Genomic DNA, 22957 nt, shown 5'->3' on the forward strand with positions numbered 1-22957 from the left:
CAGGCCTGCTACACCCGCGTCCACGCGTCGAGGGCGAGCCCCGACTCCGCCTTCTGGCGCGCGACCCGCAGCGTGCCGTCGAGGCCGATGGCCGCCATGACCACGCGGTCGTGCGCGTCGAGGGCCAACGCCGGGGAGCCCAGGCAGGGTTCACCCGTCCCTGCCCACCAGACGCCCGCCTTCTCGTCCTGCGTCGGGTACGCCGCTATCACCGGGCGCCCGTCCTGGCCCCGGTGGGCGAGGACCGTGCAGTCGTGGCCCTCTATCGTCGCGCGCAGGGCCGCCATGGGGCCCGTGCCGGGGGTTCCGCCGAGGGGCCGCAGGTCCTCGTCGTCGCCGCGGTGGGCGACGACTCCCTTGCCGCGGGCGTCGGCGGCGTAGTACGTGAGGCGGTCGGGGGCGGTCTCCAGGGCCGTGCCCGAGCCGGTGGCCGGGGGCAGCGGGATGTCGTCGGTGCGCTGGAACTCGGCGCCCTGCTTGTCCTGGGTCCAGTGCAGCGTCTTGTTCTCCGCCGGGCCGAAGACCTCGATGCGGCCCGTGGAGGTGGCGACCGCCGTGATGCCGTCCAGGACCTCGCGGACCTTGAGGTCCTTCCACCCCTCCCACTTGCCGCCCTTGCCCTCGCGCCGCAGCCGCACGCTGTTCACGGCGTCCCGCACGAAGACGTGGACCGTGCCCGCCGCGTCCACCGCTGCGGTCGGGTCGCCCAGGTGCGGTGCGCGCTCGACGAGCTTGGTGTGCGGGTTGCCGAGCGAGCGCCAGTCCATGAGGGGCCGGCCCGACTGGTACTGGATCGAGTGCACGATGTCGACGGCGGTCTTCCCCTCGCCGTCGCGCACCTCCCTGCGGCCCAGGAAGTGCACGTACCCGTCGGCGCCCTGCGCCAGGGTGAGGCAGGTCAGATCGGGCGCCTCGAAGAACTCCGGTCCCGACCAGCTGGGGCCGCCGGGCGCGCTCTCCGTCCAGCGCAGCAGTCCGCCTTCGGTCCGGGTGTACGCGGTGAGCCGGCCGTCTTGGCCGCGCAGCAGCCAGCGGGCGCTCTGAAGGGCACCGGTGCTCACGGTTCTCGACCTCGACGACATGACTCGGTGGCACCCTTCCACGTCCACATACGCACAACGTTCGCCGATTAGTTTACGTTTGCCGGATGAGAACTCTCGTCGTCGTGGACGCCGCGAACGTCGTCGGCTCCGTCCCCGACGGCTGGTGGCGCGATCGCCGCGGGGCCGCGGAGCGCCTGCGGGACTCTCTCGTCGCGTACGCGGAAGACGGCCTGCCGGAGCACCCGGGGCCGCTGGAGATCGTCCTCGTCGTCGAGGGCGCGGCGCGCGGCGTGGAATCGGTGCCCGGCGTACGCGTCGAGAGCGCGCCCGGCAGCGGCGACGACCTCATCGCGGAGCTGGCCGCGCAGGCCGCGGGCCGCCCCTGCCTGGTCGTCACGGCCGACCGTGAACTGCGGCACAGGGTGGGCGAGTCGGGGGCCCGGTGCGCGGGCCCCCGTACGGTTCGCCCCTAGGACGGCCAGGTCTGCCTCTGGGGCCGTCCTAGAGCCGCTTCGCGCTGCGCAGGGTGGAGGCGTAGTAGCCGTTGCCGTCGAGGCGCGACGTGCCGCCCTTGTCGCCGATCGTCGGACCGTTGACCTCTTCTCGGCTCGAGATGAAGAGCTTGTGTCCGTCGGCGTCGTGGCCGAGGAAGATCCCCACGTGGTCCATGCGCTGCTTGGTGCGGGCGTCCAGCTTGAAGAAGACCAGGTCGCCGGGTTGGACGACGTCGATGGACTTGGGGCGGTCCGCCGAGCCGACGCCCTTGAGCTTGATGACGTCCGTGCCGGCCTTGCCGCGCGCCATGCCGTTGGCGGTGCGGGGCAGGCCGTCGCCCGACTGGTCGTTGGCCATCAGGGGGTAGCGGGCGCGGTAGCCGAAGACCGTGCGGATGAATCCGGAGCAGTCCATGGAGCGGGCCCGCTTCGTCTCCGGCTGGATGGTGGTGCCGTTGCGGAACGTGTACGGGATGCCGAGGTAGTCGAAGAAGTCCGACTGTTCGAGGCGCAGGTCGTTGCCCGCGCTGCCGTCGGGGTTGATCGGGCCGAAGTCGGCGTCGCCCGCGTAGGAGATGCCCTCGTCGTCCTTCTTGACCGGCGCCCCCTCCACGTACTGGAACGCCATCGCGAAGATGTCGTCCTCTTCGCTGCCGGAGAACTCCTTGTACCAGTCCTTGAACCACTTCTCCTTCTCGGCGCCCTCGCGCCACGTCTCGGGCATGAGCCGTACCCAGTCGTTCGTCACGACGCGGGACTTGGTGTTCGCGGGCTCGGTGAACGTACGGCTCGGTCCTGTCAGCGTCGCGCTGCGGGCGCCGTCCGTGAAGGTCGCGACGACCTTGCCGCTCTCGGTGCGCAGGACGGAGCGGTCGGGGTTCTTCAGGCGCTCCCACTTCTGCTTCCCGCTCCCCGGCTGACCGTTGCTGTTCTGCAGGCCCCCGGGGGTGTCGGTGACGGCCTGCACCTTGGGGGCCTTGGCCTCTTCGTCCTTGCGCAGTTCCACGGTCAGGTACGCGCTGCCCGCGAGGAGGGCGAGAACGGTCGCCGCGTGCAGGACGGGACGCTTCTTCTTGGGCGGCATGAATGACTCCTGGGAATCAGGCGGACGGCATGAAGCCGAGGAGAATCCCGGCAGTGAGGACGACGTAGGCCATGAGCGTCACCGAGCCGGTGGCGAGCAGGGTGGGGCCCTTGGGCTGGCGCACCAGCTGGTAGGCGATCAGGCCGGGGACGATGAAGCCGAGGGTCTGGTTCGCGTACATGAGCGGGAACTCGATGGACAGCACGATCATCACGGTCGCCTGGAGGGTGACGCCGAGCAGCACGACCGCGGCGAAGAGGCGCTTGCCGTACAGGATCACGAACTTCTGCATCAGCAGGGTGCCGACGTAGGTCAGCACGGTCACGCCGAGCACCATGGCCGCGCGCTGCAGATCCTCGACGAGGGTCAGGGCGAGCCAGCCCGGGGTGATCATGCCGCCGGGCGAGAGGTTGGTCGTCAGATAGCAGACCAGGGAGAACAGCAACCCGAGCGCGATACCGACCGCGGCGATCTCGGGGGTGAGGACGGAGGGAATCAACGGGGCTCTCCTGGGCTGTACCACTGCTGGTCGTCGTCTTGGGCGGGCGGTACGGGCGCGATCCTCGGCTCGAACATGCCGCGGGGCGCGGGTGGCTGGGGGTGTGGTTCCTGGGGCGGGTGGGCCTGGTGGGGCGCGAACTGCTCGTGCGGTGCGTACTGCTCGTGCGGCGCGAACTGCTCGTGCGGCGCGTAGGTCTCGTACTGCTGGTCCGGTGTGCGCTGTACGGGGACGTGCACCTGCGGAATCTGGACCTGCTGGAGCTGGGCCGTGGAGTACCGCGACTCGTACGCCTCCGGGTAGTGCTGGTAGGGGTCGACGTGCGGCTCGTAGAACGGGGCGGGCTCCTCGGGGGCCTGCTCCTCGCTCTCGTCCGGCGGCAGTTCCGCGAGGTGTTCGAGGAGCAGCTCGCCCTGGCCGTGGATGTTGCCGATCGCCACCAGCGAGGAGTCGGGGCCGAGCTGCCCGAGGATCTGGTGCATGAACTCCTCGGGGTCGCGCCGGTCGCCGCCGAGGTCCACGGCGCGCCCGCGCCACTCGGCGGGGATCGCGTCGATCGCCGACTTGGCGGGGTGGCCGATGACGAAGACCTTCTCCGGCCGGAGGTCGGGGATGATCTCGCCCATCTGGCCGTTGCGCTCGACGCGGTCGGGACGGCAGTTGATGACGACGTGCAGCGGGCGGTGGACGGCGCCGAGGTCGAGCAGCTGGTTGATGTTCATCAGCGTCGACTCGGGGTCGTTGGCCGCGAAGACGTTGGCGAAGCGCACCTTCTTGCCGTCCTCGGTCGCGTACCGCTCGACCGAGAGGACACCGGGGTCCGGCGGGGCGTCGTACATGCCCTGGAGGGCGACCTCGCGGCCGACGCCGAGCAGTTCGGCGACCTTCAGCGCGATCGCCACGTTCTCCTTGAAGGTGAACCAGCTGAAGCCGCGCAGCTCCTCGTCGCTCACCGTCTCGGGGTCGGCGTAGATCAGCTCGCAGTTCCGCGCGTCCGCCTCTTCCTTGAGGATGTCGAAGCGGTCCTGCTCGGCGGTGACGCAGATCCCGCCCTCCGGCATGGAACGCGAGAGGGAGCGCGCCACGTCGTCGAGGGTCGGGCCCATCTCGGCGAGGTGGTCCTCACGGACGTTGCAGAGCACGCCGATCGTGGAGCGGATCAGCTTGGACTGGTTGATCTCCTGGAGCGCCGGCATGACCGCCATGCACTCGATGACCAGGGCGTCCGGGTTGTACGCGGCGGCCCGCCGCACGATGCCGATCTGCTCGACGACGTTGGCGATGCCGAACTTGCGGTAGACGGGCTCCTCGGTGGCGTCCGGGTGGATGAACCGGGCCGCGGTACCGGTGGTCTTGGCGACCGTGGTGAGCCCGCCGCCCCGCAGGGCGCCCGCGCACAGGCGGGTGATGGAGGACTTGCCGCGGATGCCGTTGACCAGGACCCGCGAGGGGATGTGCTCCAGGTTGGTGAAGTGCCGCCGCTGTTCGACGACTCCGGCCACCAACAGGATGGCGCCGCACACCACGAGCACGGTGTAGAGGAAGAGCACGGGGGTTCAGTTCCTTCCGGCGAGGCCGGCCGTGACGCCGTCCCGCTTGCGCTGTGTGCCCGTCGGCAGCTGCTGCCGCAGGAGTTCCAGGCTGCGGGTGACGGCGCCGACCTCGTCGTGGTGGCGCGGGTAGAGGACCGTGCGACGGTCACCGTCGGCGAGTGCCTCGGCCTGGTCGGCGAGGTGCCGCAGCGGCCGTACGACGACGATGTGCAGCCAGCCGAGACAGGCGGCCGCGGCGGTGATGCCGAGCAGACCGGCGAGGACGGTGCGGTTCTGCAGGCTGTACTCGGGGATGGCGAGGTTCGACGCGGGCTGCCAGCTGAGCACGGTCCAGCGCAGCGACCCCGCGGCGCCGCCGCCGACGAAGGGTGCGGCGGCCGCGATCTCGATCCCGTCGCCGCCACCGCGGTAGAGGACGCCGCTGGGGCGCGGGCTGAGGCCCACCTTCTGGCCGGTGCCTTCCGCGAGCGCCTTGAGCCGCCCGTTCGGCAGGCCCTCGAACTCGCGGTAGCCGGTGTTGGCACCGATCACCCGGCGCTTCTCGTCGACCACGCGGACCGCACCGAGGCCGGGGCGCTTGAGCAGCGAGTTGAGGAACTCGATACGGAACTCGCCGACCACGGCGGCCCCTTCACGGCCCGGCACCTCGGCCGTACCGAAGATGACGGGTTCCTTGCCGCCCTCGTCGACGACCCGGATGGCCTCGTCGGACGGTCCCTTGCCGGACGGGCTGCGCGGGTCGCCGCCCGCCTCGGCCAGGACCTTGCCCTGCGCGTCGAGCACGTAGAGCGACTGGTAGCGGGCGTGCTGGTTCAGGGTGCTCTCGAGGACCGTGGTCATGTCCGACGCCTCGGTGCGGTCGCCCATGAGGGAGGCGACCGACGTGAGGTCGGCGTGGCCTTCGTTGAGGGCGCGGCGGACCCGGTCGGTGAGGGTGTCGGTGCGTTCGCGCTGGTCGTTGACCAGCTGCTGGGGTACGACGACGGTGTCGCCCGCGCGGTTGAGCAGCAGCATGAGCGGCGCGGACCACGCGAGCAGGAGCACCGCGCAGACCGCGAGCAGCGTGCGGCTGCCGAACCTGCGGCGGCGGCCGGGCTCCCGCTGCGTATCGGCGGGCGCGCCGAGCAGTTGGCGGCGCAGCCGTTCGAGGGCGGCGCCGATGCGGGCCGCCTCGCCGCGGCGCGGCACGGAGACCGGCCGTTCGAGGTCGCCGCGGGTCAGCCTGCGGCCCTCCAGGAACAGCTGGATCAGCGGGCGCTGCACGGTCCGAAGGAGCAGGAAGACGGTGACGCCGCCGATGAGCAGCAGGGCGGCCGCGGCGAGGATGCCGAAGGCCGAGCTGCTGGTGGCCGTCGGGTCCTCGGCGACCGGGACCATCGCGACGACGGCGAGACCGAGCCGGGTGGCGACGGTGGCCTTGCCCGCCTCGGGTCCGGCGAGGCTCGCGTAACCGGCGACGGCGCGCTCACCGAGGTAGCGCTCGCCGGTGAGGTGGCCGCTGACGCCGAGGAAGCCGCCCGAACCGGGCTCCTTGGACTTGAGCGGGTGCGCGCGGGCCTTCTTGGCGGCGGTCGTGGCGAAGGACCTGAGCTGCTTGTTGGACTGCTTGACCTCGTCGCGCTGCAGATCGGTGAGGACCTGCTCGGGCTCGGGGATGCCGTCGGTGCTCAGCACCTTGCCGTCCTGGCCGACGACGGCGATGGAGCGGAACTTGCCGAGGCTGATGCCGGGGAAGCGCAGGCTGCCGGAGGCGACGAGGAGTTGCTGCGGCTGTCCCTTCCAGGTGAGCAGGGCGAAGGAGAGCAGGCGCGTCTCGCCGTTCTCCAGGCGCACCATGCGCGGGGCGAGGCCGTCCTCGTCCGCGAGCGCGCCGCGGTCGATGGCGGTCAGCGGCAGGTTCTCGCCGCGGGCGGCGAGGAGCTTGCCCGAGGAGATCTCGACGACCGCGGTGCCCATCCACTTCTGGTAGACGCTGCCGATCTTGTCGAGGACGGCGTCGGCGGGGACCGGCTCACCGGCGCTGAACAGCCCGGCGGTCCGGGTCAGGTCGGTGACGGACTCGTCGATGGAGGCGCGCAGTGCGATGGCGCCGTCCTCGGCGAAGTGCTGCTGGGACGACTTGATCGCTTGGGGTACGGCTTCCTGACCGGCGCGGCCGAGGGTCAGGGCGGTGATGCCCGCGAGGGCGAGGAGCAGAACCGAAAGCACGGCGATGGGGGGACGTATGCCACCCAGCAGGGACATGTCGGTTCTTCGGCGGACCTTGTGCCGCCGCTTCGAACGCGAAGCGGCCAAGGGGTGCTCCTCTCCTGGAGTGACGCGGGGACGTGGGGCGACAGCGGGGACGCACGAGCGCAGGGTGATGCGTTCCGGAGAGCTTGGACCTCCGAGGCACCCAAGAGGATGTACGAGATATGGGAAATGTGAGCTAGCTCGCGCTGATCGCCCGACGCCCGGTACGTCAGGAGACGCACGACTCATCCGCCGGCCGACGCAGGCGGATCCCGGGCGGTGTACGACGGGTGCACACAGGGGAAACGGCAGGCGTCAGGAGCCGGGCAGCGCTTCCAGCGGCGAGAGGCCGTCCTTGCTCGCGCCCCGGTTCAGGAGCGTGCCCTGGGTGCGCTCGAAGGCGAGGCGGTAGCGGGAGCGCTGCTCCTCGCTGAGGCCGTCGCCGTCGCGCAGCGTGGCGGCCACGTCCAGCAGTCGGTGGTCATGGACGGCGTCCTTGGGCAGGGCTCCCGTCTCGTCCGGGTCGGGCGGGATGTCCACGAACGTCGGCACGTACTTGGCGTCGACGTCCCACTTCCCGCCGCGCTGGACGAACTCGAACCAGCCGATGGCGCCCTCCTCGGTCAGCCCGCTCGGCACGTCGTGCCGGGCGATCTGGTTGCCGAGTCCGTACGCGATCCAGGTGCCGTCGACCTTCTCCATCGGCTGGACGACGTGCGCGTGGTGGCCGATGACGAGGTTGATCCCGGTCTCGCGCGCGATCCTGCGGGCGAGCCTGAGCTGCGAGGAGCTGGCGTTGGGCTGGTTCTCACGCCCCCAGTGGATGCTGAGGATCACGACGTCGGCGCCCGCGGCGCGCGCCTTCTTCTCGGCGGCGGCGATCGCGTCGAACTTGTTCTGGTTCACGATCCACGGCTTGTCCTTGGGGACCTCGCGGCCGTTGAAGCCGAAGGCGAAGGCTATCTGCGCGACCTTGACGCCCTTCACCTCGGTGATGAGCGGTTTGTTCCCTTCCGCCGCGCTGCGCGCCGAACCGGTGTGCTCCAGGCCCGCCTTGTCGAGCGTGTCCAGGGTGCGGGTGACTCCGGCGGGGCCGTGGTCGAGGGTGTGGTTGGACGCGGTCGAGCACTGGTCGTAGCCGACGTCCTTGACCGCCGTGGCGATCTGCGGCGGCACGAGGAAGTCGGGGTAGCTCTGGAAGGGGCCGCCCGGCCTGCCCACCACCGGCTCGAAGTGGCAGATGCCGAGGTCGGCCTTGCTGATGACGGGTTTGATCCCGGCCATCATCGGCCGGAAGTCGATGCCCTTCTCGCCCTTGCCCGAGGCCTTGGCGTCCTTGCGGGCCTGATCGGTCAGTTGCGGGTGGATCAGGATGTCGCCCGCCGCGGCGACGGTGAACGAGGGACCGCCGTCGGCGGCGGGCTTGTCATCGCTGCCGAAGGGGCCGCAGGCCGTGGCGGTGCCGGCGAGCAGGGACGCGGAGGCCACACAGGTCACGAAATGCCTGCGCAAGGGACGTGTCATCACAGGGATATCTTTATACAACCATGAAGCACTCCCGTACCCGACTGGTCACGATCGCGAAGAGGCTCGGGATCTTCGCCGCCGTGACGGCCGTCGCCCTCAGCCTCGTACAGTGCGACGCGACCCCCTCGGACAAGGACCACAAGCCCTCAAGGGCGGACCGGAGCCCTTCCGGCCCGAGCCCGGACGGCAGCCCCGGCGGCGGCCCGGAACGGCTGATCACCGACTACACCTCCGGCTTCGACAAGGACAGCGGATACCGCCACCCCACCCGCGAGGACCGGCGCACGATGGCCGCGGGCATCGCGCTGCTCCTGGACCACCGGCGCACGGAGGCCGAACGCCGCCTGACCGACGTGGACTTCGCGGTGCGCACGGTCACCGACCCGGTCGGCGGCCGCCGGTTCGCCGAGGTCGCCGACCGCTCCGAAGGCGGCGCGGCACCGCGCGGCTGGGGCCGCGTCTACATCGACCTCGACTCCCCCGTCCGCTGGTCGGTCCAGGTTCCCCACCCCGTCGCCGACCGGTACACGGAACGGCTCGGCGCACAGCTCCTGAGCCACGCCGAGGGCGGCGTCCTTGTCGTCGCGGGAGCACATCGCAAAGCCGGGCGCGGTGACGAGGCGGATGTGGCGCACCGCAGGGACAGCGTCTTTCACGCGATCTGCGCCGAACTCGTACGCCGCGGGCTCCCCGGCGTGCAGCTGCACGGGATGGACGACGCCTCCGCGCCGAAGCACGATGTCGTCGCCTCCACGGGCCGGGGCAGGGACGCCATCGCCGAGGGCCGCGACCTCGCGGACGCGTTGCGGGAGCGGGGATACGACGTCTGCCGGGCCTGGGCCCGGTCCTGTCCGCTCGCGGGCCGCTCCAATGTGCAGGGGCGGACGGCGGCGGCGCGCGATGTGCCGTTCCTGCACGTCGAGTTCGACGCCCGCATCCGCGAGGACCGCGACCGCTCGCGGGAAGTGGTCGAGGCGCTCGCGGACGTCACGCGCACCTGGCGGCGCCCCGACTAGCCCGCCGTCGCCCCTCACCGCCCCCCATCGCCCCCCTCACCGCGCCCGGCCCACCTGCTCGTACACCACCGCTCCCTCGACCCGCAGCACCGGCCGGTAGCTCACCGCGAGAATCCGCCGCAGCGACGGCACCCGGTCGGGGCCGTACGGCTTGCCCCGTGAGTCGTCCACGATCAGCGCGGGCGGACCGGCCGCGAGCTCGCCGCGGAAGACCGGCCAGGCTCCGTCCACCGCGTACTTCTCCCCCACCTGAGGCCCGTCGCGGCCCCCGCTGTAGTTGGTCAGGAGCCCCGCCGTGAGGTAGCGGCTCGCGGGAGCACGGTCGGCGAGCCAGTACGTCTCGGGGTGCATGCCCCACACCAGCACGCGGTCCCCGGGTGACGTGCGTGCCCGGACCTCCCCCGCGATCCGCTCCGCGTGCGCGAGCTCGGGGCGCGGCGCGAGCATCCCCCAGGCCAGGAACAGCGCGCACGCCCCGGCCGAGACCGACACCGCCGTCAGGGTGCGCTCCCGGGGCAGGATCTGGAGCGCTGCGGCGCCCAACAGCGCGAGGGGCGGCGTCAGTTGGAGGTAGTAGTGCCCGAAGAAGTGGAAGCCGACGAGGACCGCGCCCGCCGACGAGGCGAGCCAGAGCCACAGCTCCGTCGCACCGGTGCGGGCGATGCGCAGGACCCGTACGACCGGCGGGATGATCCCCGCGCAGGCCGCCGCGAGGATCGCCGCGTTGGTCAACCACCGCGACAGCACGTGGAGTTCGGACCCGGTGAAGGAGGCGTACGCGCCCGATCCCGTCACCGTCCAGAACAGGAACCCCGCCGGATTCGTGACCGCGGCCACCGCGAGGACCGGCCCGCACAGGCCAACTCCCAGGCGCAGTACGTCCCTTCGGGCGCCACCCGCCTGCCACAGCAGCCACGCCACCGGCACCAGGACCGCTCCCCCGGTCTGCTTGGCCAGGAAGGCGCAGGCCACCGCGGCGCCCGCCGCCCTCCAGCGGCGGCGGTCCGCGCACCATATGGCGGCCGCCGTGCAGGGCAGCATGAAGACCTCGAAGGTGGCCGCCTGGGCGTCCTCGGGGTTCAGGCCGACCGAGACGAGGAGGTAGAGCACGCCCGCCGTGCGGCCCGCGCCGTCGCCCCAGCGGCGCCGGGCCACGCACACGAGGAGGACGGCGGTCAGGAACTGGGCCGCCACCGCGAGCACCTTCAGCGGGAGCAGCGTCGCATCGCCGAAGAGCGCGAACGCCCCCTCGTACAGCCAGGGGACGAGCGGGGGCTTGCGGTCGACGACCGTTTCGTAGAGCTCTCCCCCGTCCGCCAGCATCCGTGCCTGGACGGCGAGATAGCCCTCGTCCGGGCTCCACAGCGGCCACCGGAAGGAGGGAATCCGGGTGACGCAGGCCAGGGCCGCGAGGAGGGGGAGCAGGCGCGGCCAGTACCGCGCGGAAGGCGCCGGGGCCTGTTCCGTACGCGGGCGTGGCGGCCCGAGCGTGCGTACGGAGCGTAGTGATGCGGAGGGCTCGGCGAGCATGTGGAGCACGCTATCCGGCCCCGCAGTCCCCCATCGATCGGGACATACGGGGCCGGATGATTGGCCGGAAGTGACCGAGTTGACTACTGGGCGTCACCGGCCTGGGTCTCCTGCTTCCCTCGCCGGCCCAGCAGGCTGTGCGAACGCCCGTAGACGAAGTAGACGACGAAGCCGAGCGCCATCCAGACGCCGAACCGCAACCACGTCTCGGCCGGCAGGTTCAGCATCAGCCACACCGAGGCCGCCACCGACAGGATCGGCACCAGCGGCACCAGCGGGGTGCGGAAGGCGCGGGGCAGGTCCGGGCGGGTGCGGCGCAGGATGATGACGCTCAGGGCGACCACGACGAAGGCGAAGAGCGTGCCGATGTTCACCAGCTCGGCGAGTTCGTCGAGGCTGGTGAAGCCCGCCAGGATCGCGATGAGGACACCGAGCAGGATGGTCGGCCGGTGCGGCGTCCGGTACTTCGGGTGGACGTGGGAGAAGAACCGGGGCAGCAGTCCGTCGCGGCTCATCGCGAAGAAGACGCGGGTCTGGCCGAGCAGCAGGATCATGCAGACGGTGGTGAGACCGACGGCGGCGCCGAAGCTGATCACGCCCCCGTAGAAGGGATGCCCGGTGGCCTTGAAGGCGTCGGCCAGCGGGGCGTCCACGGACAGCTCGCTGTAGTGCTGCATGCCCGTGACCACGATCGACACGGCGACGTACAGGACCGTGCAGATGAGGAGCGAGCCGAGGATGCCGCGCGGCATGTCCCGCTGCGGCATCTTGGTCTCCTCGGCGGCGGTGGCCACGATGTCGAAGCCGATGAAGGCGAAGAAGACGATGGAGGCGGCGGTGAAGATGCCGAGGACGCCGAAGTTGGTGGGCGCGTACCCGAACATCAGCTGGATGAGCGGGGAATCGATGCTGTTGCCCGCCGTCACCTCCTCTGCCTTCGGGATGAACGGCTTGTAGTTGTCGGTGTCGATGAAGAAGGAGCCCGCGATGATGACGATGAGGACGACGGCCACCTTGATGGCGACGATCACCGTGGTGACACGCGCGGACAGCTTCATGCCGAGGACGAGGACGACCGTGAGGAGCAGCACCAGGCCCGTGGCGAGGATGTCGAAGCTGAAGCCCTCGGCGGCATCGGGCCCGGAGAGCGATTCGGGCAGATGCCAGCCCGCGTTGTCCATCAGCGAGCGGACGTAGCCGGACCAGCCGACGGCGACCACCGCCGTGCCGAGGGCGAATTCCAGGACCAGGTCCCAGCCGATGGTCCAGGCGGGCAGCTCGCCGAGCGAGGCGTACGAGAAGGTGTACGCCGATCCGGCCACCGGCACGGTGGAGGCGAACTCCGCGTAGCAGAGCGCCGCGAGGGCGCAGACGACGCCGGCGACGGCGAAGGCGATCGCGGTGGCGGGCCCCGCGGTCTCCTTGGCCACCGCTCCGGTCAGCACGAAGATGCCGGTGCCGATGACGACGCCGACGCCGAAGACCGTGAGATCGAGGGCGGACAGCGACTTCTTGAGCGCGTGCTCGGGCTCCTCGGTGTCCTGGATGGACTGCTCGATGCTCTTCGTTCTGAAAAGACTGCTTGCCACGGACCTACCTCCACGCTTGTCGTCCCCGACATGATCGAGAGGGCGAGTACCCCGTAGGCCCCGGCGCGAGCCTATTCACGCGAATGGGCCGGTTCCACCACCCGTACAGGGTGCTGAAACCGGCCCATCGGCGGTGCATGTTGACTCAGTCGCGCGCGGGCTCCCCCGCCTCGACGGAGTCCACGGCCGCCGTGCGCTCGAACCGGCCGTCCAGCTTGGCGACCAGGCCGGTGACCTGGCGGGCGATGTCCGGGGCGGTCAGGCCGATCTCGGCCATGATCTCCTTGCGCGACGCGTGGTCGAGGAAGCGCGGCGGGATGCCGAAGTCGCGCAGCGGTACGTCGACGCCCGCGTCGCGCAGGGCCTGGGCGACGGCGGAACCGACGCCGCCCGCGCGGGAGTTGTCCTCGACGGTGACGACCACGCGGTGCTGCTCGGCGAGCGGGGCGAGTGCCTCGTCGACGGGCTTGACCCAGCGGGGGTCGACGACCGTGGTCGTGATGCCCTGCTTGTTCAGGAGGTCCGCGATCTCCAGGCACATGGGCGCGAGGGCGCCCACGGAGACCAGGAGCACGTCGGGGCGGTTCGTGCCCGCCTTGCGCAGGACGTCCATGCCGCCGACCTTGCCGACGGCCTTGACCGCCGGGCCGACCGCGCCCTTCGAGTAGCGAACGACGGTCGGGGCGTCGTCGACCTCGACGGCCTCGCGCAGCTGGAGGCGGACCTGGTCGGCGTCGCGCGGGGCGGCGATCCGCAGGGTCGGCACGCACTGCAGGATCGACATGTCCCACATGCCGTTGTGCGAGGCGCCGTCCGTGCCGGTGACGCCCGCGCGGTCCAGGACGAAGGTGACGCCGCACTTGTGCAGGGCCACGTCCATCAGGAGCTGGTCGAAGGCGCGGTTGAGGAACGTCGCGTACACCGCGAAGACGGGGTGCAGGCCGCCGGTGGCCAGGCCCGCCGCCGACACGGCCGCGTGCTGCTCGGCGATGCCCACGTCGTAGACCCGGTCGGGGAACTCCTCGGCGAACTTCTTCAGGCCCACCGGCTGGAGCATGGCGGCGGTGATCGCGACGATGTCCTCGCGCTCCCTGCCGAGCTTGACCATCTCCTCGCCGAAGACGGACGTCCAGTCCATGCCGGAGGCGGCGATGGGCAGGCCCGTGTCGGGGTGGATCGGGCCGATGCCGTGGAAGTGGTCCGCCTCGTCCTGCTCGGCCGGCTTGTAGCCGCGGCCCTTCTCGGTGATGCAGTGCACGATGACCGGGCCGCCGAAGCGCTTGGCGCGCACCAGGGCGGACTCCAGGGCCTCGATGTCGTGGCCGTCGATCGGGCCGACGTACTTCAGGCCGAGGTCCTCGAACATGCCCTGCGGGGCGATGAAGTCCTTCAGGCCCTTCTTCGCGCCGTGCAGCGTCTCGTAGAGGGGCTTGCCGACGACCGGGGTGCGCTCCAGGAGGTCCTTGCCGCGGGCCAGGAAGCGCTCGTAGCCGTCCGTGGTGCGCAGGGTCGCCAGGTGGTTCGCGAGGCCGCCGATGGTCGGGGCGTACGAACGCTCGTTGTCGTTGACGACGATCACCAGGGGGCGGTCCTTGGCGGCGGCGATGTTGTTCAGCGCCTCCCAGGCCATGCCGCCGGTGAGCGCGCCGTCGCCGATGACGGCGACGACGTGGTCGTCCTTGCCCTGCACCTCGTTGGCCTTGGCGAGGCCGTCGGCCCAGCCGAGGACCGTGGAGGCGTGCGAGTTCTCGATCACGTCGTGCTCGGACTCGGCGCGCGCGGGGTAGCCGGAGAGGCCGCCCTTGGTGCGCAGCTTGCCGAAGTCCTGGCGGCCGGTGAGCAGCTTGTGCACGTAGCTCTGGTGGCCGGTGTCGAAGAGCACCTTGTCCTGCGGGGACTCGAAGACGCGGTGCATGGCGATCGTGAGCTCGACCACGCCGAGGTTGGGGCCGAGGTGGCCGCCTGTCTTGGACACTGCGTCGACGAGGAAGGCGCGGATCTCGCCGGCCAGCTGGTTCAGCTCCTCCGGGCTGAGCCGGTCCAGATCGCGCGGTCCCCTGATGCGGGTCAGCAGCGGCACCCGTGCCTCCTTGCAGTAGAGCTGTTCAAGCGTTGACCGGATTGTTGCCGGGCCTGTTGAGTCTAATGTTCCGTAGCTGAGGACGGCGTCCGGGCCGGATGTTCCGTGTCACGCGAACGGGCGTACATCGGCGGCGGACAGAGAGCTGCCCGGCACCGCTCCATTGCGGTGCCGGGCAGCTCTGCTCTGGGTTCTTCCAGGTCAGGCGCGTCCTGCCGCCTTCTGGCTCCTGCGGGAGACGGAGTCGAGCACGACAGCGGCAAGGAGTACGGCACCCGTGATCATCGACTGCACCGCCTTGCTGGAGCTGCCCGACATGTACAGGCCCGTCATGATCGACTGGATGACCAGGATGCCGAGCAGGGCCGACCAGGGGGTGCCCCGGCCGCCGAAGAGGCTGGTGCCGCCGATGACCGCCGCGGCGATCGCCAGCATCAGGGTGTCACCGCCGCCGAGGTTCGAGTCGGCGACGCCGGACTGGGAGGCGATGAAGAGGCCGCCCAGGCCGCCGAGGAAGCCGGAGATCGTGAACACGGAGATCCGGATCCATACGACGTTGATGCCGGCCCTGCGGGCCGCCTCGACGCCACCGCCGACCGCGAAGACCTGGCGCCCGTAGTTGGTGCGGCGCAGCACGAAGCTGGCGAGGACCACCACGGCGACGAAGACGGTCAGGCCGAGGGGCAGGCCGTCCTCCTGGTTCAGGACGAAGGCCACGACGTAGGCGAGGACCGCGACGACCCCGGTGCGCAGGGCCAGCTCGCTGACCGGGCGGTGCGGCAGGTCGGCGGCCTTGCGGCGCAGACGCTGGCTCCACTGGGAGTAGCCGTACGCGAGGACCGCGACGGTCGCGAGGCCGTAGGCGGCGGCGACATCGCTGAAGTAGTAGTTGTTCAGGTTGTAGATGATGCCGTCGGAGAGGTTGTTCAGGCTCAGGGTGTTGCCGAGGACGTACAGCTGAAGGCCGCTCCACCCCAGGAAGCCCGCCAGTGTCACGACGAAGGCCGGGACCCCGATCTTGGCGAAGAAGAAGCCGTGCAGGGCGCCGATCGCGGCGGCGGCCGCCAGGCCGACGATGACGGCGAGGCCTTCGTTCACGTCCTGCTTGATCGCGAGGACCGAGCTGACCGCGGCGGTGAGACCGGCGACCGAGCCGACCGACAGGTCGATCTCGCCGAGCAGCAGGACGAAGACGATGCCGGTCGCGATGAGACCGGGGCCGACGATGTACTGCGCGATGTTGCTGAGGTTGGACGGGTCGAGGAATCGACCGGTCGTTATCTCGAAGATCGCCCAGATCACGATCAGGCCGGTGACGACCGGTATGGAGCCGAGCTCGCCGCCCTTGATCTTGCGCTTGAACTCGGTGAGGTAGCCGGCGAAGCCCTGCTCACGGACGAGCAGGCGCGGGTCGACGACCGGGATGGCGGCGGCGGCCGGGGCCTGAGCGTCCACCTTCTGCGGTGGGGTGTTCACGGTCTCACTCACTTCGCGGCCTCCGCGTTGCGCGCCTTGCGCCGGGTCACGGCGTTCTCCGTGGCTCCGGTGATCGCGGCGATGATCTCTTCGTTGCTGGTGTCCTTGACGTCGAAGACACCGTTGTTGCGACCGAGGCGCAGGACGGCCACGTCGTCGGCGACGGCCTTGACGTCGGCCATGTTGTGGCTGATGAGGAGCACCGCGAGGCCGCGCTCGCGCAGCCGCTCGACCAGGTCGAGGACCTGTGCGGTCTGCTCGACGCCGAGCGCCGCGGTGGGCTCGTCGAGGATCACCAGCTTGGGGTTGCCGACCAGGGCGCGCGCGATCGCGACGACCTGGCGCTGACCGCCGGAGAGCGAGGCGATCGGGATGCGCACGCTCGGGATGCGGATGGAGAGGGTGTCAAGGAGCTCCTTGGCACGCTTCTCCATCGCCACCTCGTCGAGGACCTTGGCGCGGCCGAGCTCACGACCGAGGAACAGGTTGGCCACGACGTCCAGGTTGTCGCAGAGTGCGAGGTCCTGGTAGACGGTCGCGACACCGAGTCCCTGGGCGTCGTGCGGGCGCGAGATGGAGACGGGCTTGCCGTCCCACTCGATGGTGCCCTCGTCGATCGGGTGGACCCCGGCGATCGTCTTGACCAGGGTCGACTTACCGGCTCCGTTGTCGCCGACCAGGGCGACCACTTGACCTGCGTGTACTTCCAGTTCGACATCGGTGAGCGCCTGAACGGCACCGAAGCGCTTGGAGACTCCGCGCAACGCCAGCACGGGCGGAGCGGACATGCAAACCATCTCCTTCGTCCGCCGAGGGGTGCGGCGGAGGCCGTACGGACATGGCGTACGGCGGGATGTTGATGTGTGGGCTAAGGGGGGTGAGGCAGGAAGGCGAGCAGACGTACGGCGTCCTGGCCCCCGACAGCGGGGCAAGCGTGAAGGGGACCGAGACGCCGTACGAGTCCGTTGCCTGCAACGCGGCTACTTGATGCCGGCGTCCGCGCAGGCCTTGGCGAAGTCCGGGGTGCAGATCTCGCTCGTCTTGTAGAACTTGTCCTTGACCACGGTGTCCTTGATGTCGTCCTTGGTGACGACGAAGGCCTGGACGAGGGCCGACGGGATCGCCTTGTCGCTGGGGCTGTCGAGCTTGGCCGTCACCAGCGAGTCGATCTTCTCGCCCTTGAGGAGCTTGACCGCGACCTCGGCGGTCTTCTCGGCCTCGGGCTTGTAGGGCTTGTAGATCGTGAAGGCCTGCGTGCCCTTCAGGATCCGCTGGATGCCCGCGAGTTCGGCGTCCTGGCCGCCGACCGGGATCCCCTTGACCTTGGCCGACTGGAGCGCCGCGACGATGCCGCCCGCCATGCCGTCGTTGGCGGAGTAGACGGCGTCGAAGCCGTCCTTGCCCAGGGAGGTGATGGCGGTGCCCATCTTCTCGCCCGCGATCTTCGGGTCCCACTCACCGGTCTGCTCGTAGACGACCTTCTTGACCTTGCCGTCGAGGACCGAGTGCGCGCCCTTCTTGAAGAGGGCGGCGTTCGGGTCGGACTCCTTGCCGTTGATCATGACGACATTGGAGTCCTTGGCCTTGTCCCCCAGGGCGTTGATGATGCCCTGGCCCTGGAGCTTGCCGATCTTCTCGTTGTCGAAGGAGACGTACGCGGAGACCGGACCCTCGGCGAGGCGGTCGTACGCCACGACCTTGATGTCCTTCTTCTTCGCCTCCTGCACCCACGCCTTGGTGGCACCGGAGTCGACCGCGTCCAGAATGATGACCTTGACGCCGGAGTCGACGAGGTCGTCGAACTGCTGCTTCTGGGTCGAGACGTTCTCGGAGGCGTTCTTGTAATTGATCTTGCAGTCGGAGCAGAGCTCCTGGACCTTCGCCTTGATCAGCGGGTAGTCGAAGGACTCGTAACGCGTGGTCTTGCTCTCGGGCAGCAACAGACCGATGGTCTTGTTGTCCCCGTCTCCCTTGTCACCGCCACCAGCCTCGCCACAAGCGGCAAGGGAAACGGCCATCGCGGTAGCGGTCATGGCTATCGCGGCACGACGCAGATGGGTGTTCACTGTCCAACCTCCCTGACGTGGCCGCGTCGTTGCGGCCGAGGTGGCTCGAAGTCAACTCGGCCGCCACACCAGCGTCAAGGAGTAAATCCTTAACGAGATGACAACGGTGCCATGCGTTATCTAAGTGAAGGCAGGTGCGGTCGCGGGCAGCGAGCCGTCCAAAAGGGTTGAATCGCCCATTTCGCTGAGTGCGAGAGCCAGGGCGCCGAGGACTTCGGCGCGGCCCCCCAGGGCCCCTGGAAGGACGGAGAGCTGGCGCGCCGCGCTGGGGATGGCATAGCGCCCCACGGACTCCCTGATGGGCCCCAGGACCAGCTCACCGGCCTCCGCCAGGTCGCCGCCGAGGACGACACGGCTGGGGTTCAGGAGGTTGCAGAGGTTCGCCACGCCGCTGCCGATGTGCCGGCCGACGTCCGCGATCACCCGGCGGCAGCCCGGGTCGCCCTCACGCGCGAGGGCGACCACGCGCTCCATGGTCAGCTCGGTGCCGTGGCTGGACTGGAGCAGGGGCAGCACGTAGCGGGCCGCGGTGAAGGTCTCCAGGCAGCCGCGGTTGCCGCAGCGGCAGACCGGGCCCGACTCGTCCAGGGTGATGTGCCCGATCTCCCCCGCGGTGCCGCCGGGGCCGCGGTAGATCCGCCCGCTGATCACCAGACCGGCGCCGACACCGCTCGCGACCTTGATGTACGCGAGGTCCTTGACCCCGCGACCGCTCCCCCAGACCAGCTCGCCGAGCGCACCGAGGTTGGCGTCGTTGTCGACGTGCACGGGGACGCCGAGGCGGTCCTTGAGCTCCTCGGCGGGCTTGGTGCCGGTCCAGCCCGGCAGGATCGAGGTCGAGCCGAGCGTGCCCGACTCCACGTCGATGGGGCCCGGCACGCCGAGGCCGATGCCCGCGATCTTCGTGCGGTCCACGCCGGTCACCGCGATCAGCCTGCTGACCAGCTGCTCGGCGCGGTCGAAGCCCTGCGCGGCCGACGCGTCCACGTCCAGCGGCTCGGCCTCCTCGGCGAGCACCTGGTGGGCGAGGTTCCCCACGGCCACGCGCAGGTGCGTGTGGCCGAAGTCGACGCCGATGACGATGCCCGCGTCGCCGCTGAGCGAGACGCTGCGGGCCCTGCGGCCGCCTGCCGAGGTGGGCGTGACCTCGACCGTTCCGCCGTCCTTGAGCTCCCGGACGATGTTGGAGACCGTGGCCGCGGACAGGCCCGTCGTCCTGGCGATCTCCGCCTGAGTGAGCGACCCGGCGAGCCGTACGGCACGTACGACCCGCTCGAGATTGGCCCGGTGCAGCGACGACTGCGACCCCGGAGTCTCCATTGACTCAGCCACCCTTATTCCGTATGACGTTAATGAAGTGGCAGCTACGTCGCCGCCCGTACAAGTTGTGAACTCCAAGCTCTGCTGAACGGGTTGGCGCAGTCAAGTCCTTGACGTAAATCGGCGCTCCTGAACAGCGGACAGGCCGGGTCCAAGCGGCGAGGATGCACCCCAAACCACCCAGACCCGGCCTGCGAGGGCCGATCCGTTACTTGACCGATCCCGCGGTGAGACCCGAGACCACGTGCCGCTCGATGAAGGCGAACAGCACGATGACCGGCACGATCGCCACCACGGAGGCCGCGAAGAGGTAGTTCCACTCCACGGTGTAGGCGCCGATGAAGTTGTTGATGCCGACGGTCAGCGGCTGCTTGTCGGGCTCGGTGGTGAGCGTGAGGCCCATCACGAACTCGTTCCACGAGGTGATGAAAGTGAAGATCACCGCGGTGACCACGCCCGGCAGCGCGAGCGGCAGGGTCACCTTCACCATCGCGCCGAAGCGGCTCGTGCCGTCCACCATGGCCGCCTCCTCCAGCTCCGGTGGGATGGAGCTGATGTAGGCCGTCAGGATCCACACCGCGAACGCGAGGTTGAACGCCGCGTTGGTGATGATCAGCGTCCAGACCGAGTTGAGCATGTCCAGCTGGTGGAACTCGCGGTAGAGACCGACCAGGAGGGCGGTGGGCTGGAACATCTGGGTGATCAGGACGAGGAGCAGGAAGGCCTTGCGTCCGCGGTAGCGCATGCGCGCCGTGTAGTACGCGGCGGGCAGCGAGACCAGGAGGACGAGGAGCGTCGCCCCGCCCGCGACAAGGAGGGTCACCTGGAGGTTCTGGCCGAGCTCCGACTCCTTCCAGACCTCGATGAAGTTCGACCACTCCAGGTCCTGCGGCAGGTAGGTCCGGTCGCGCAGCTCGCTCTTGGGGCGGAGCGCGGTGATCACCATCTCCAGGTACGGAGCGAGGAAGATCGCCGCGAGCGCCCAGGCGACCACCGTGATGACCAGGGTGCGCGGCCGGAACGTGCGCTTGGGCCTGGGCTTGTGCTGGGGCGCGGGGCCCTTCGGGGACCCCGCCCGGGGAGCCGTCGCGGTGGCCATCAGTCCTCCTCGTTCCACCGGCTGACCTTCAGGAAGATCAGCACGAGCACGACGACCATCGCGAAGTTGACCACGGACATGGCGGCGGATTCGCCGATGTCGGTCTCCTTCAGCTTGTACATGAACACCATGGTCGTGGAGGTGTCATAGCCGGGACCGCCCTGCGTCATGGCCCAGATGATCGGGAAGGAGTTGAAGACGTTGATGAGGTTGATGACCACGCCGACGAGGAACGCGGGCCGCAGCATCGGCAGCGTGATGTGCCGGTACGTCTGCCAGCCGCCCGCCCCGTCGATCCGCGACGCCTCGTAGACCTCACCAGGGATGGTCTGGAGCCCGGCGAGCAGCGTGTACGTGGTGAAGGGCAGCGACACGAAGATCGCGACGGCCATCATCCACGGCCAGGCCGTCTCCGGCTTGCCGAGCCAGTCCTTGGAGTTGTCGATCAGGCCGAGGTCCAGCATCAGCGTGTTGAGCACGCCCGCGGTCTGGTTGAGCATCCACTTGAAGCCGATGGCGGTCATCAGGACGGATGCCGCCCAGGGCGCGATGAGCGCCCAGCGGGTGACGGTGCGGCCGGGGAACTTCTGGTTGAACAGCTGGGCGAGGGCCAGCGAGAGCAGCATCGTCACGGTCACGACGACGACGGTCCACACGACCGTCCAGAGCAGGACCGCCCCGAAGTCGGTCTCGTCGAAGAGCTTCTTGTACTTGTCGGTCCCCGCGCTGCCGCGCACGATCCCGGCGATGGAGATGTTGAGGAACGAGGTGCGGATCAGCTCGACGACCGGCCAGATGACCACGGCGAGGATCAGCAGGATGACGGGCGCTATCCAGGGCAGCGGGCCGAGTCGGGCGATGCCGCTGCGACGGCTCACCGGCCTGGGTGCGCGCCCGCTCCGTCCCCGGCCGGTGTCGGCCGGGGGCGGAGGGGCCTTCAGTGACACAAGGTCTCCTAGCGAACGGGACGTACGAGATGTACGGGACGAAGAGGCGCTGCCTGCGGGCTACTTGGCCGCGGCCGCGGCGTCTTCCGCCTTCTTCTGGAGGTCACCGAGGACCGACTTCGGGTCGTCGCTCGCGGCCTTGCCACCGGTCTTCTTCATCTCCGCGGAGATGACGTCCCACGAGGTGTCGCCCAGCGGGTAGAACTTGGCGTTCGGCAGGACCTCGAAGAACGGCTCCAGGTCCTTGTGCTTGCCGTTGGTCTGCATCTCCTTGAGCGTGTCCTGGGTGACGGGCATCAGGTTGTACATCTCGTCGAACTCCAGCATCTTCTTGGAGTACGTGAAGTCCAGGAACTTCTTGACGCCTTCCTTCTCCGCGCCGCCGTCCTTGAACGCCATCATCCAGTCGGCGACACCGAGGGTGGACTCCAGCGGGCCCGTCTTGCCGGGGATCGGCGCGACGCCGTAGTCGACCTTGCCGTCCTTGGCCATCTGGATCAGGCTCGGGTGGCCATTCAGCATGCCGACCTTGCCGGCCGCGAAGTCCGCGAAGGCCGTCTTGCGGTCGGTGGAGGCCGGGTTGGAGTACGTGAGGCCGGGCTTGACCAGGTTCTTCTGGAGCCAGTCGAAGGTCTCGACGTTCTTGGCGCTGTCGAGCGTGTACTTGCCGCTCGCGTCGGTGTAGCCACCGCCGTTGCCGAGCTCCCACATCATCGTCTCGCCCTGGGTCTCCTCGGGGCCGAGCGGCAGGGCGTACGGGGTGTCGGCGGCCTTGGAGGACTTGATCTTCTTTGCGGCGGCGGCGAGTTCGTCCCAGGTCTTGGGCGGCGTCTTCACGCCCGCCTTCTTCAGGACGGCCTTGTTGTAGAACATCACGCGGCTCGAGGACACCCATGGGATGCCGTACTGGGTGCCGTCGACCTCGCCGGCCTTGGCGAAGGTGGGGATGAGGTTCTCCCGCGTCTTGGGCGAAAGGACCTCGTCCGCCTTGTAGAGCAGGTCGTCGGCGACCTTGTCGGCGTAGCCGCCGGTCTGGAGCAGGTCGGGCTGGTTGCCCGCCTGGATCATGTTCTTGACGGACTTGTCGATCTCGTTCCAGTTGATGACCTGGACGTCGACCTTGTAGCCCTTGTTCTCCGCCTCGAAGTCCTTCTTCACGCCGTCCCAGTACTTCTTGGAGGCGTTGGAGGCCTTGTCGCCGTAGTCGGCGGCGACGAGCTTGATGGTCTTGCCGTCGCCGCTGTCGCTGTCACCGCCGCACGCGGTAAGTCCCAGTGCCATCGCGAGCGTTGCCGCACCGGTGGCGATTACTCGATTCCTCATGCTGTTCAACCCTTCGACATCGGTGTCGACTTGAACGCGGGCAAAAGGTTCCCCCCGCGGCGCCGTGGGGCCGACATTA

18 protein-coding genes are annotated in these 22957 nt (G+C 69.5%); 2 read left to right on the forward strand and 16 right to left on the reverse strand.

The genetic code is table 11. The annotated features are described in order from the left end of the window. Window positions 1-8: 8 nt before the first annotated feature. Window positions 9-1061, reverse strand: coding sequence for a PLL family lectin (locus M4V62_RS43575; RefSeq protein ID WP_283779077.1), 1053 nt, complete (start codon window positions 1059-1061; stop codon window positions 9-11). 86 nt (window positions 1062-1147) lie between these two features. Between M4V62_RS43575 and M4V62_RS11425 the strand changes: the two genes are divergently transcribed. Next, window positions 1148-1516, forward strand: coding sequence for a PIN domain-containing protein (locus tag M4V62_RS11425; protein ID WP_249587143.1), 369 nt, complete (start codon window positions 1148-1150; stop codon window positions 1514-1516). 28 nt (window positions 1517-1544) lie between these two features. Here M4V62_RS11425 and M4V62_RS11430 read toward each other — a convergent pair whose 3' ends face one another. The 5 genes from M4V62_RS11430 to M4V62_RS11450 form a co-directional block, all read right to left on the reverse strand. Beyond that, entirely contained in the window at window positions 1545-2621 is a 1077-nt protein-coding gene (locus tag M4V62_RS11430; RefSeq protein ID WP_249587144.1) for a C40 family peptidase, read from the reverse strand. A 16-nt stretch (window positions 2622-2637) separates the two neighbouring features. After that, a complete protein-coding gene (locus M4V62_RS11435; protein ID WP_249587145.1) occupies window positions 2638-3120 on the reverse strand; it encodes a poly-gamma-glutamate biosynthesis protein PgsC/CapC in 483 nt (160 codons plus the stop codon). Further along, complete coding sequence (pgsB, locus tag M4V62_RS11440) at window positions 3117-4670, reverse strand: poly-gamma-glutamate synthase PgsB (RefSeq protein WP_249587146.1); 1554 nt, start codon at window positions 4668-4670, stop codon at window positions 3117-3119. The genes M4V62_RS11435 and pgsB overlap by 4 nt, the downstream gene beginning before the upstream one ends. Window positions 4671-4676: 6 nt before the next feature. Then, window positions 4677-6917, reverse strand: a complete 2241-nt coding sequence (locus M4V62_RS11445) for a cache domain-containing protein (protein WP_249592789.1) — start codon at window positions 6915-6917, stop codon at window positions 4677-4679. 303 nt (window positions 6918-7220) lie between these two features. Further along, window positions 7221-8429, reverse strand: a complete 1209-nt coding sequence (locus tag M4V62_RS11450; protein WP_425575001.1) for a CapA family protein — start codon at window positions 8427-8429, stop codon at window positions 7221-7223. Window positions 8430-8452: 23 nt separating this feature from the next. Here M4V62_RS11450 and M4V62_RS11455 point away from each other — a divergent pair, with 23 nt between their 5' ends. Then, window positions 8453-9448 carry a hypothetical protein gene (locus M4V62_RS11455; RefSeq protein ID WP_249587148.1) on the forward strand — a complete coding sequence of 332 codons (996 nt, stop codon included), beginning with the start codon at window positions 8453-8455 and terminating at the stop codon, window positions 9446-9448. Window positions 9449-9484: 36 nt separating this feature from the next. Here the strand turns inward: M4V62_RS11455 and M4V62_RS11460 are convergent, their stop codons facing one another. The 10 genes from M4V62_RS11460 to M4V62_RS11505 all read right to left on the reverse strand — a co-directional run bounded on the left by M4V62_RS11460 (window position 9485) and on the right by M4V62_RS11505 (window position 22878). Then, complete coding sequence (locus tag M4V62_RS11460) at window positions 9485-10978, reverse strand: ArnT family glycosyltransferase (protein ID WP_249587149.1); 1494 nt, start codon at window positions 10976-10978, stop codon at window positions 9485-9487. Window positions 10979-11061: 83 nt separating this feature from the next. After that, on the reverse strand, window positions 11062-12567 hold the full coding sequence (locus M4V62_RS11465) for an amino acid permease (protein ID WP_249587150.1): 1506 nt from the start codon (window positions 12565-12567) through the stop codon (window positions 11062-11064). Between the two features lie 145 nt (window positions 12568-12712). After that, window positions 12713-14647: a 1-deoxy-D-xylulose-5-phosphate synthase gene (gene dxs, locus M4V62_RS11470; protein WP_249587151.1), complete on the reverse strand. Its 1935-nt coding sequence runs from the start codon at window positions 14645-14647 to the stop codon at window positions 12713-12715. 201 nt (window positions 14648-14848) lie between these two features. Next, window positions 14849-16135, reverse strand: a complete 1287-nt coding sequence (locus M4V62_RS11475) for a sugar ABC transporter permease (RefSeq protein WP_249587152.1) — start codon at window positions 16133-16135, stop codon at window positions 14849-14851. Further along, complete coding sequence (locus M4V62_RS11480) at window positions 16132-16911, reverse strand: ATP-binding cassette domain-containing protein (protein ID WP_249587153.1); 780 nt, start codon at window positions 16909-16911, stop codon at window positions 16132-16134. The genes M4V62_RS11475 and M4V62_RS11480 overlap by 4 nt, the downstream gene beginning before the upstream one ends. A gap of 192 nt (window positions 16912-17103) precedes the next feature. Beyond that, window positions 17104-18189 carry a substrate-binding domain-containing protein gene (locus tag M4V62_RS11485; protein ID WP_249587154.1) on the reverse strand — a complete coding sequence of 362 codons (1086 nt, stop codon included), beginning with the start codon at window positions 18187-18189 and terminating at the stop codon, window positions 17104-17106. A gap of 120 nt (window positions 18190-18309) precedes the next feature. Next, window positions 18310-19509 carry an ROK family transcriptional regulator gene (locus M4V62_RS11490; RefSeq protein ID WP_249587155.1) on the reverse strand — a complete coding sequence of 400 codons (1200 nt, stop codon included), beginning with the start codon at window positions 19507-19509 and terminating at the stop codon, window positions 18310-18312. A 208-nt stretch (window positions 19510-19717) separates the two neighbouring features. Beyond that, window positions 19718-20608 (reverse strand): carbohydrate ABC transporter permease, encoded by an 891-nt coding sequence (locus M4V62_RS11495; protein ID WP_249587156.1) that lies wholly within the window; start codon window positions 20606-20608, stop codon window positions 19718-19720. Next, the gene (locus tag M4V62_RS11500) at window positions 20608-21486 is read right to left on the reverse strand and encodes a carbohydrate ABC transporter permease (protein WP_249587157.1); all 879 of its coding nucleotides are present in this window, start codon (window positions 21484-21486) and stop codon (window positions 20608-20610) included. The genes M4V62_RS11495 and M4V62_RS11500 overlap by 1 nt, the downstream gene beginning before the upstream one ends. 129 nt (window positions 21487-21615) lie before the next feature. After that, window positions 21616-22878, reverse strand: a complete 1263-nt coding sequence (locus M4V62_RS11505; RefSeq protein WP_249587158.1) for an ABC transporter substrate-binding protein — start codon at window positions 22876-22878, stop codon at window positions 21616-21618. Window positions 22879-22957: the final 79 nt, after the last annotated feature.

Origin of the sequence: Streptomyces durmitorensis (assembly GCF_023498005.1) — a bacterium.
Classification (GTDB): Bacteria; Actinomycetota; Actinomycetes; order Streptomycetales; family Streptomycetaceae; genus Streptomyces; species Streptomyces durmitorensis.

What these genes read in the sequence shown, in the direction of transcription:
- M4V62_RS11430 (WP_249587144.1), bottom strand. Translation starts at nt 2,621, where the DNA reads ATGCCGCCCAAGAAGAAGCGTCCCGTCCTGCACGCGGCGACCGTTCTC.
- M4V62_RS11505 (WP_249587158.1), bottom strand. Translation starts at nt 22,878, where the DNA reads ATGAGGAATCGAGTAATCGCCACCGGTGCGGCAACGCTCGCGATGGCA.
- M4V62_RS11445 (WP_249592789.1), bottom strand. Translation starts at nt 6,917, where the DNA reads ATGTCCCTGCTGGGTGGCATACGTCCCCCCATCGCCGTGCTTTCGGTT.
- M4V62_RS11450 (WP_425575001.1), bottom strand. Translation starts at nt 8,429, where the DNA reads ATGACACGTCCCTTGCGCAGGCATTTCGTGACCTGTGTGGCCTCCGCG.
- M4V62_RS11455 (WP_249587148.1), top strand. Translation starts at nt 8,453, where the DNA reads ATGAAGCACTCCCGTACCCGACTGGTCACGATCGCGAAGAGGCTCGGG.
- M4V62_RS11425 (WP_249587143.1), top strand. Translation starts at nt 1,148, where the DNA reads ATGAGAACTCTCGTCGTCGTGGACGCCGCGAACGTCGTCGGCTCCGTC.
- M4V62_RS11495 (WP_249587156.1), bottom strand. Translation starts at nt 20,608, where the DNA reads ATGGCCACCGCGACGGCTCCCCGGGCGGGGTCCCCGAAGGGCCCCGCG.
- M4V62_RS11490 (WP_249587155.1), bottom strand. Translation starts at nt 19,509, where the DNA reads ATGGAGACTCCGGGGTCGCAGTCGTCGCTGCACCGGGCCAATCTCGAG.
- M4V62_RS11480 (WP_249587153.1), bottom strand. Translation starts at nt 16,911, where the DNA reads ATGTCCGCTCCGCCCGTGCTGGCGTTGCGCGGAGTCTCCAAGCGCTTC.
- M4V62_RS11460 (WP_249587149.1), bottom strand. Translation starts at nt 10,978, where the DNA reads ATGCTCGCCGAGCCCTCCGCATCACTACGCTCCGTACGCACGCTCGGG.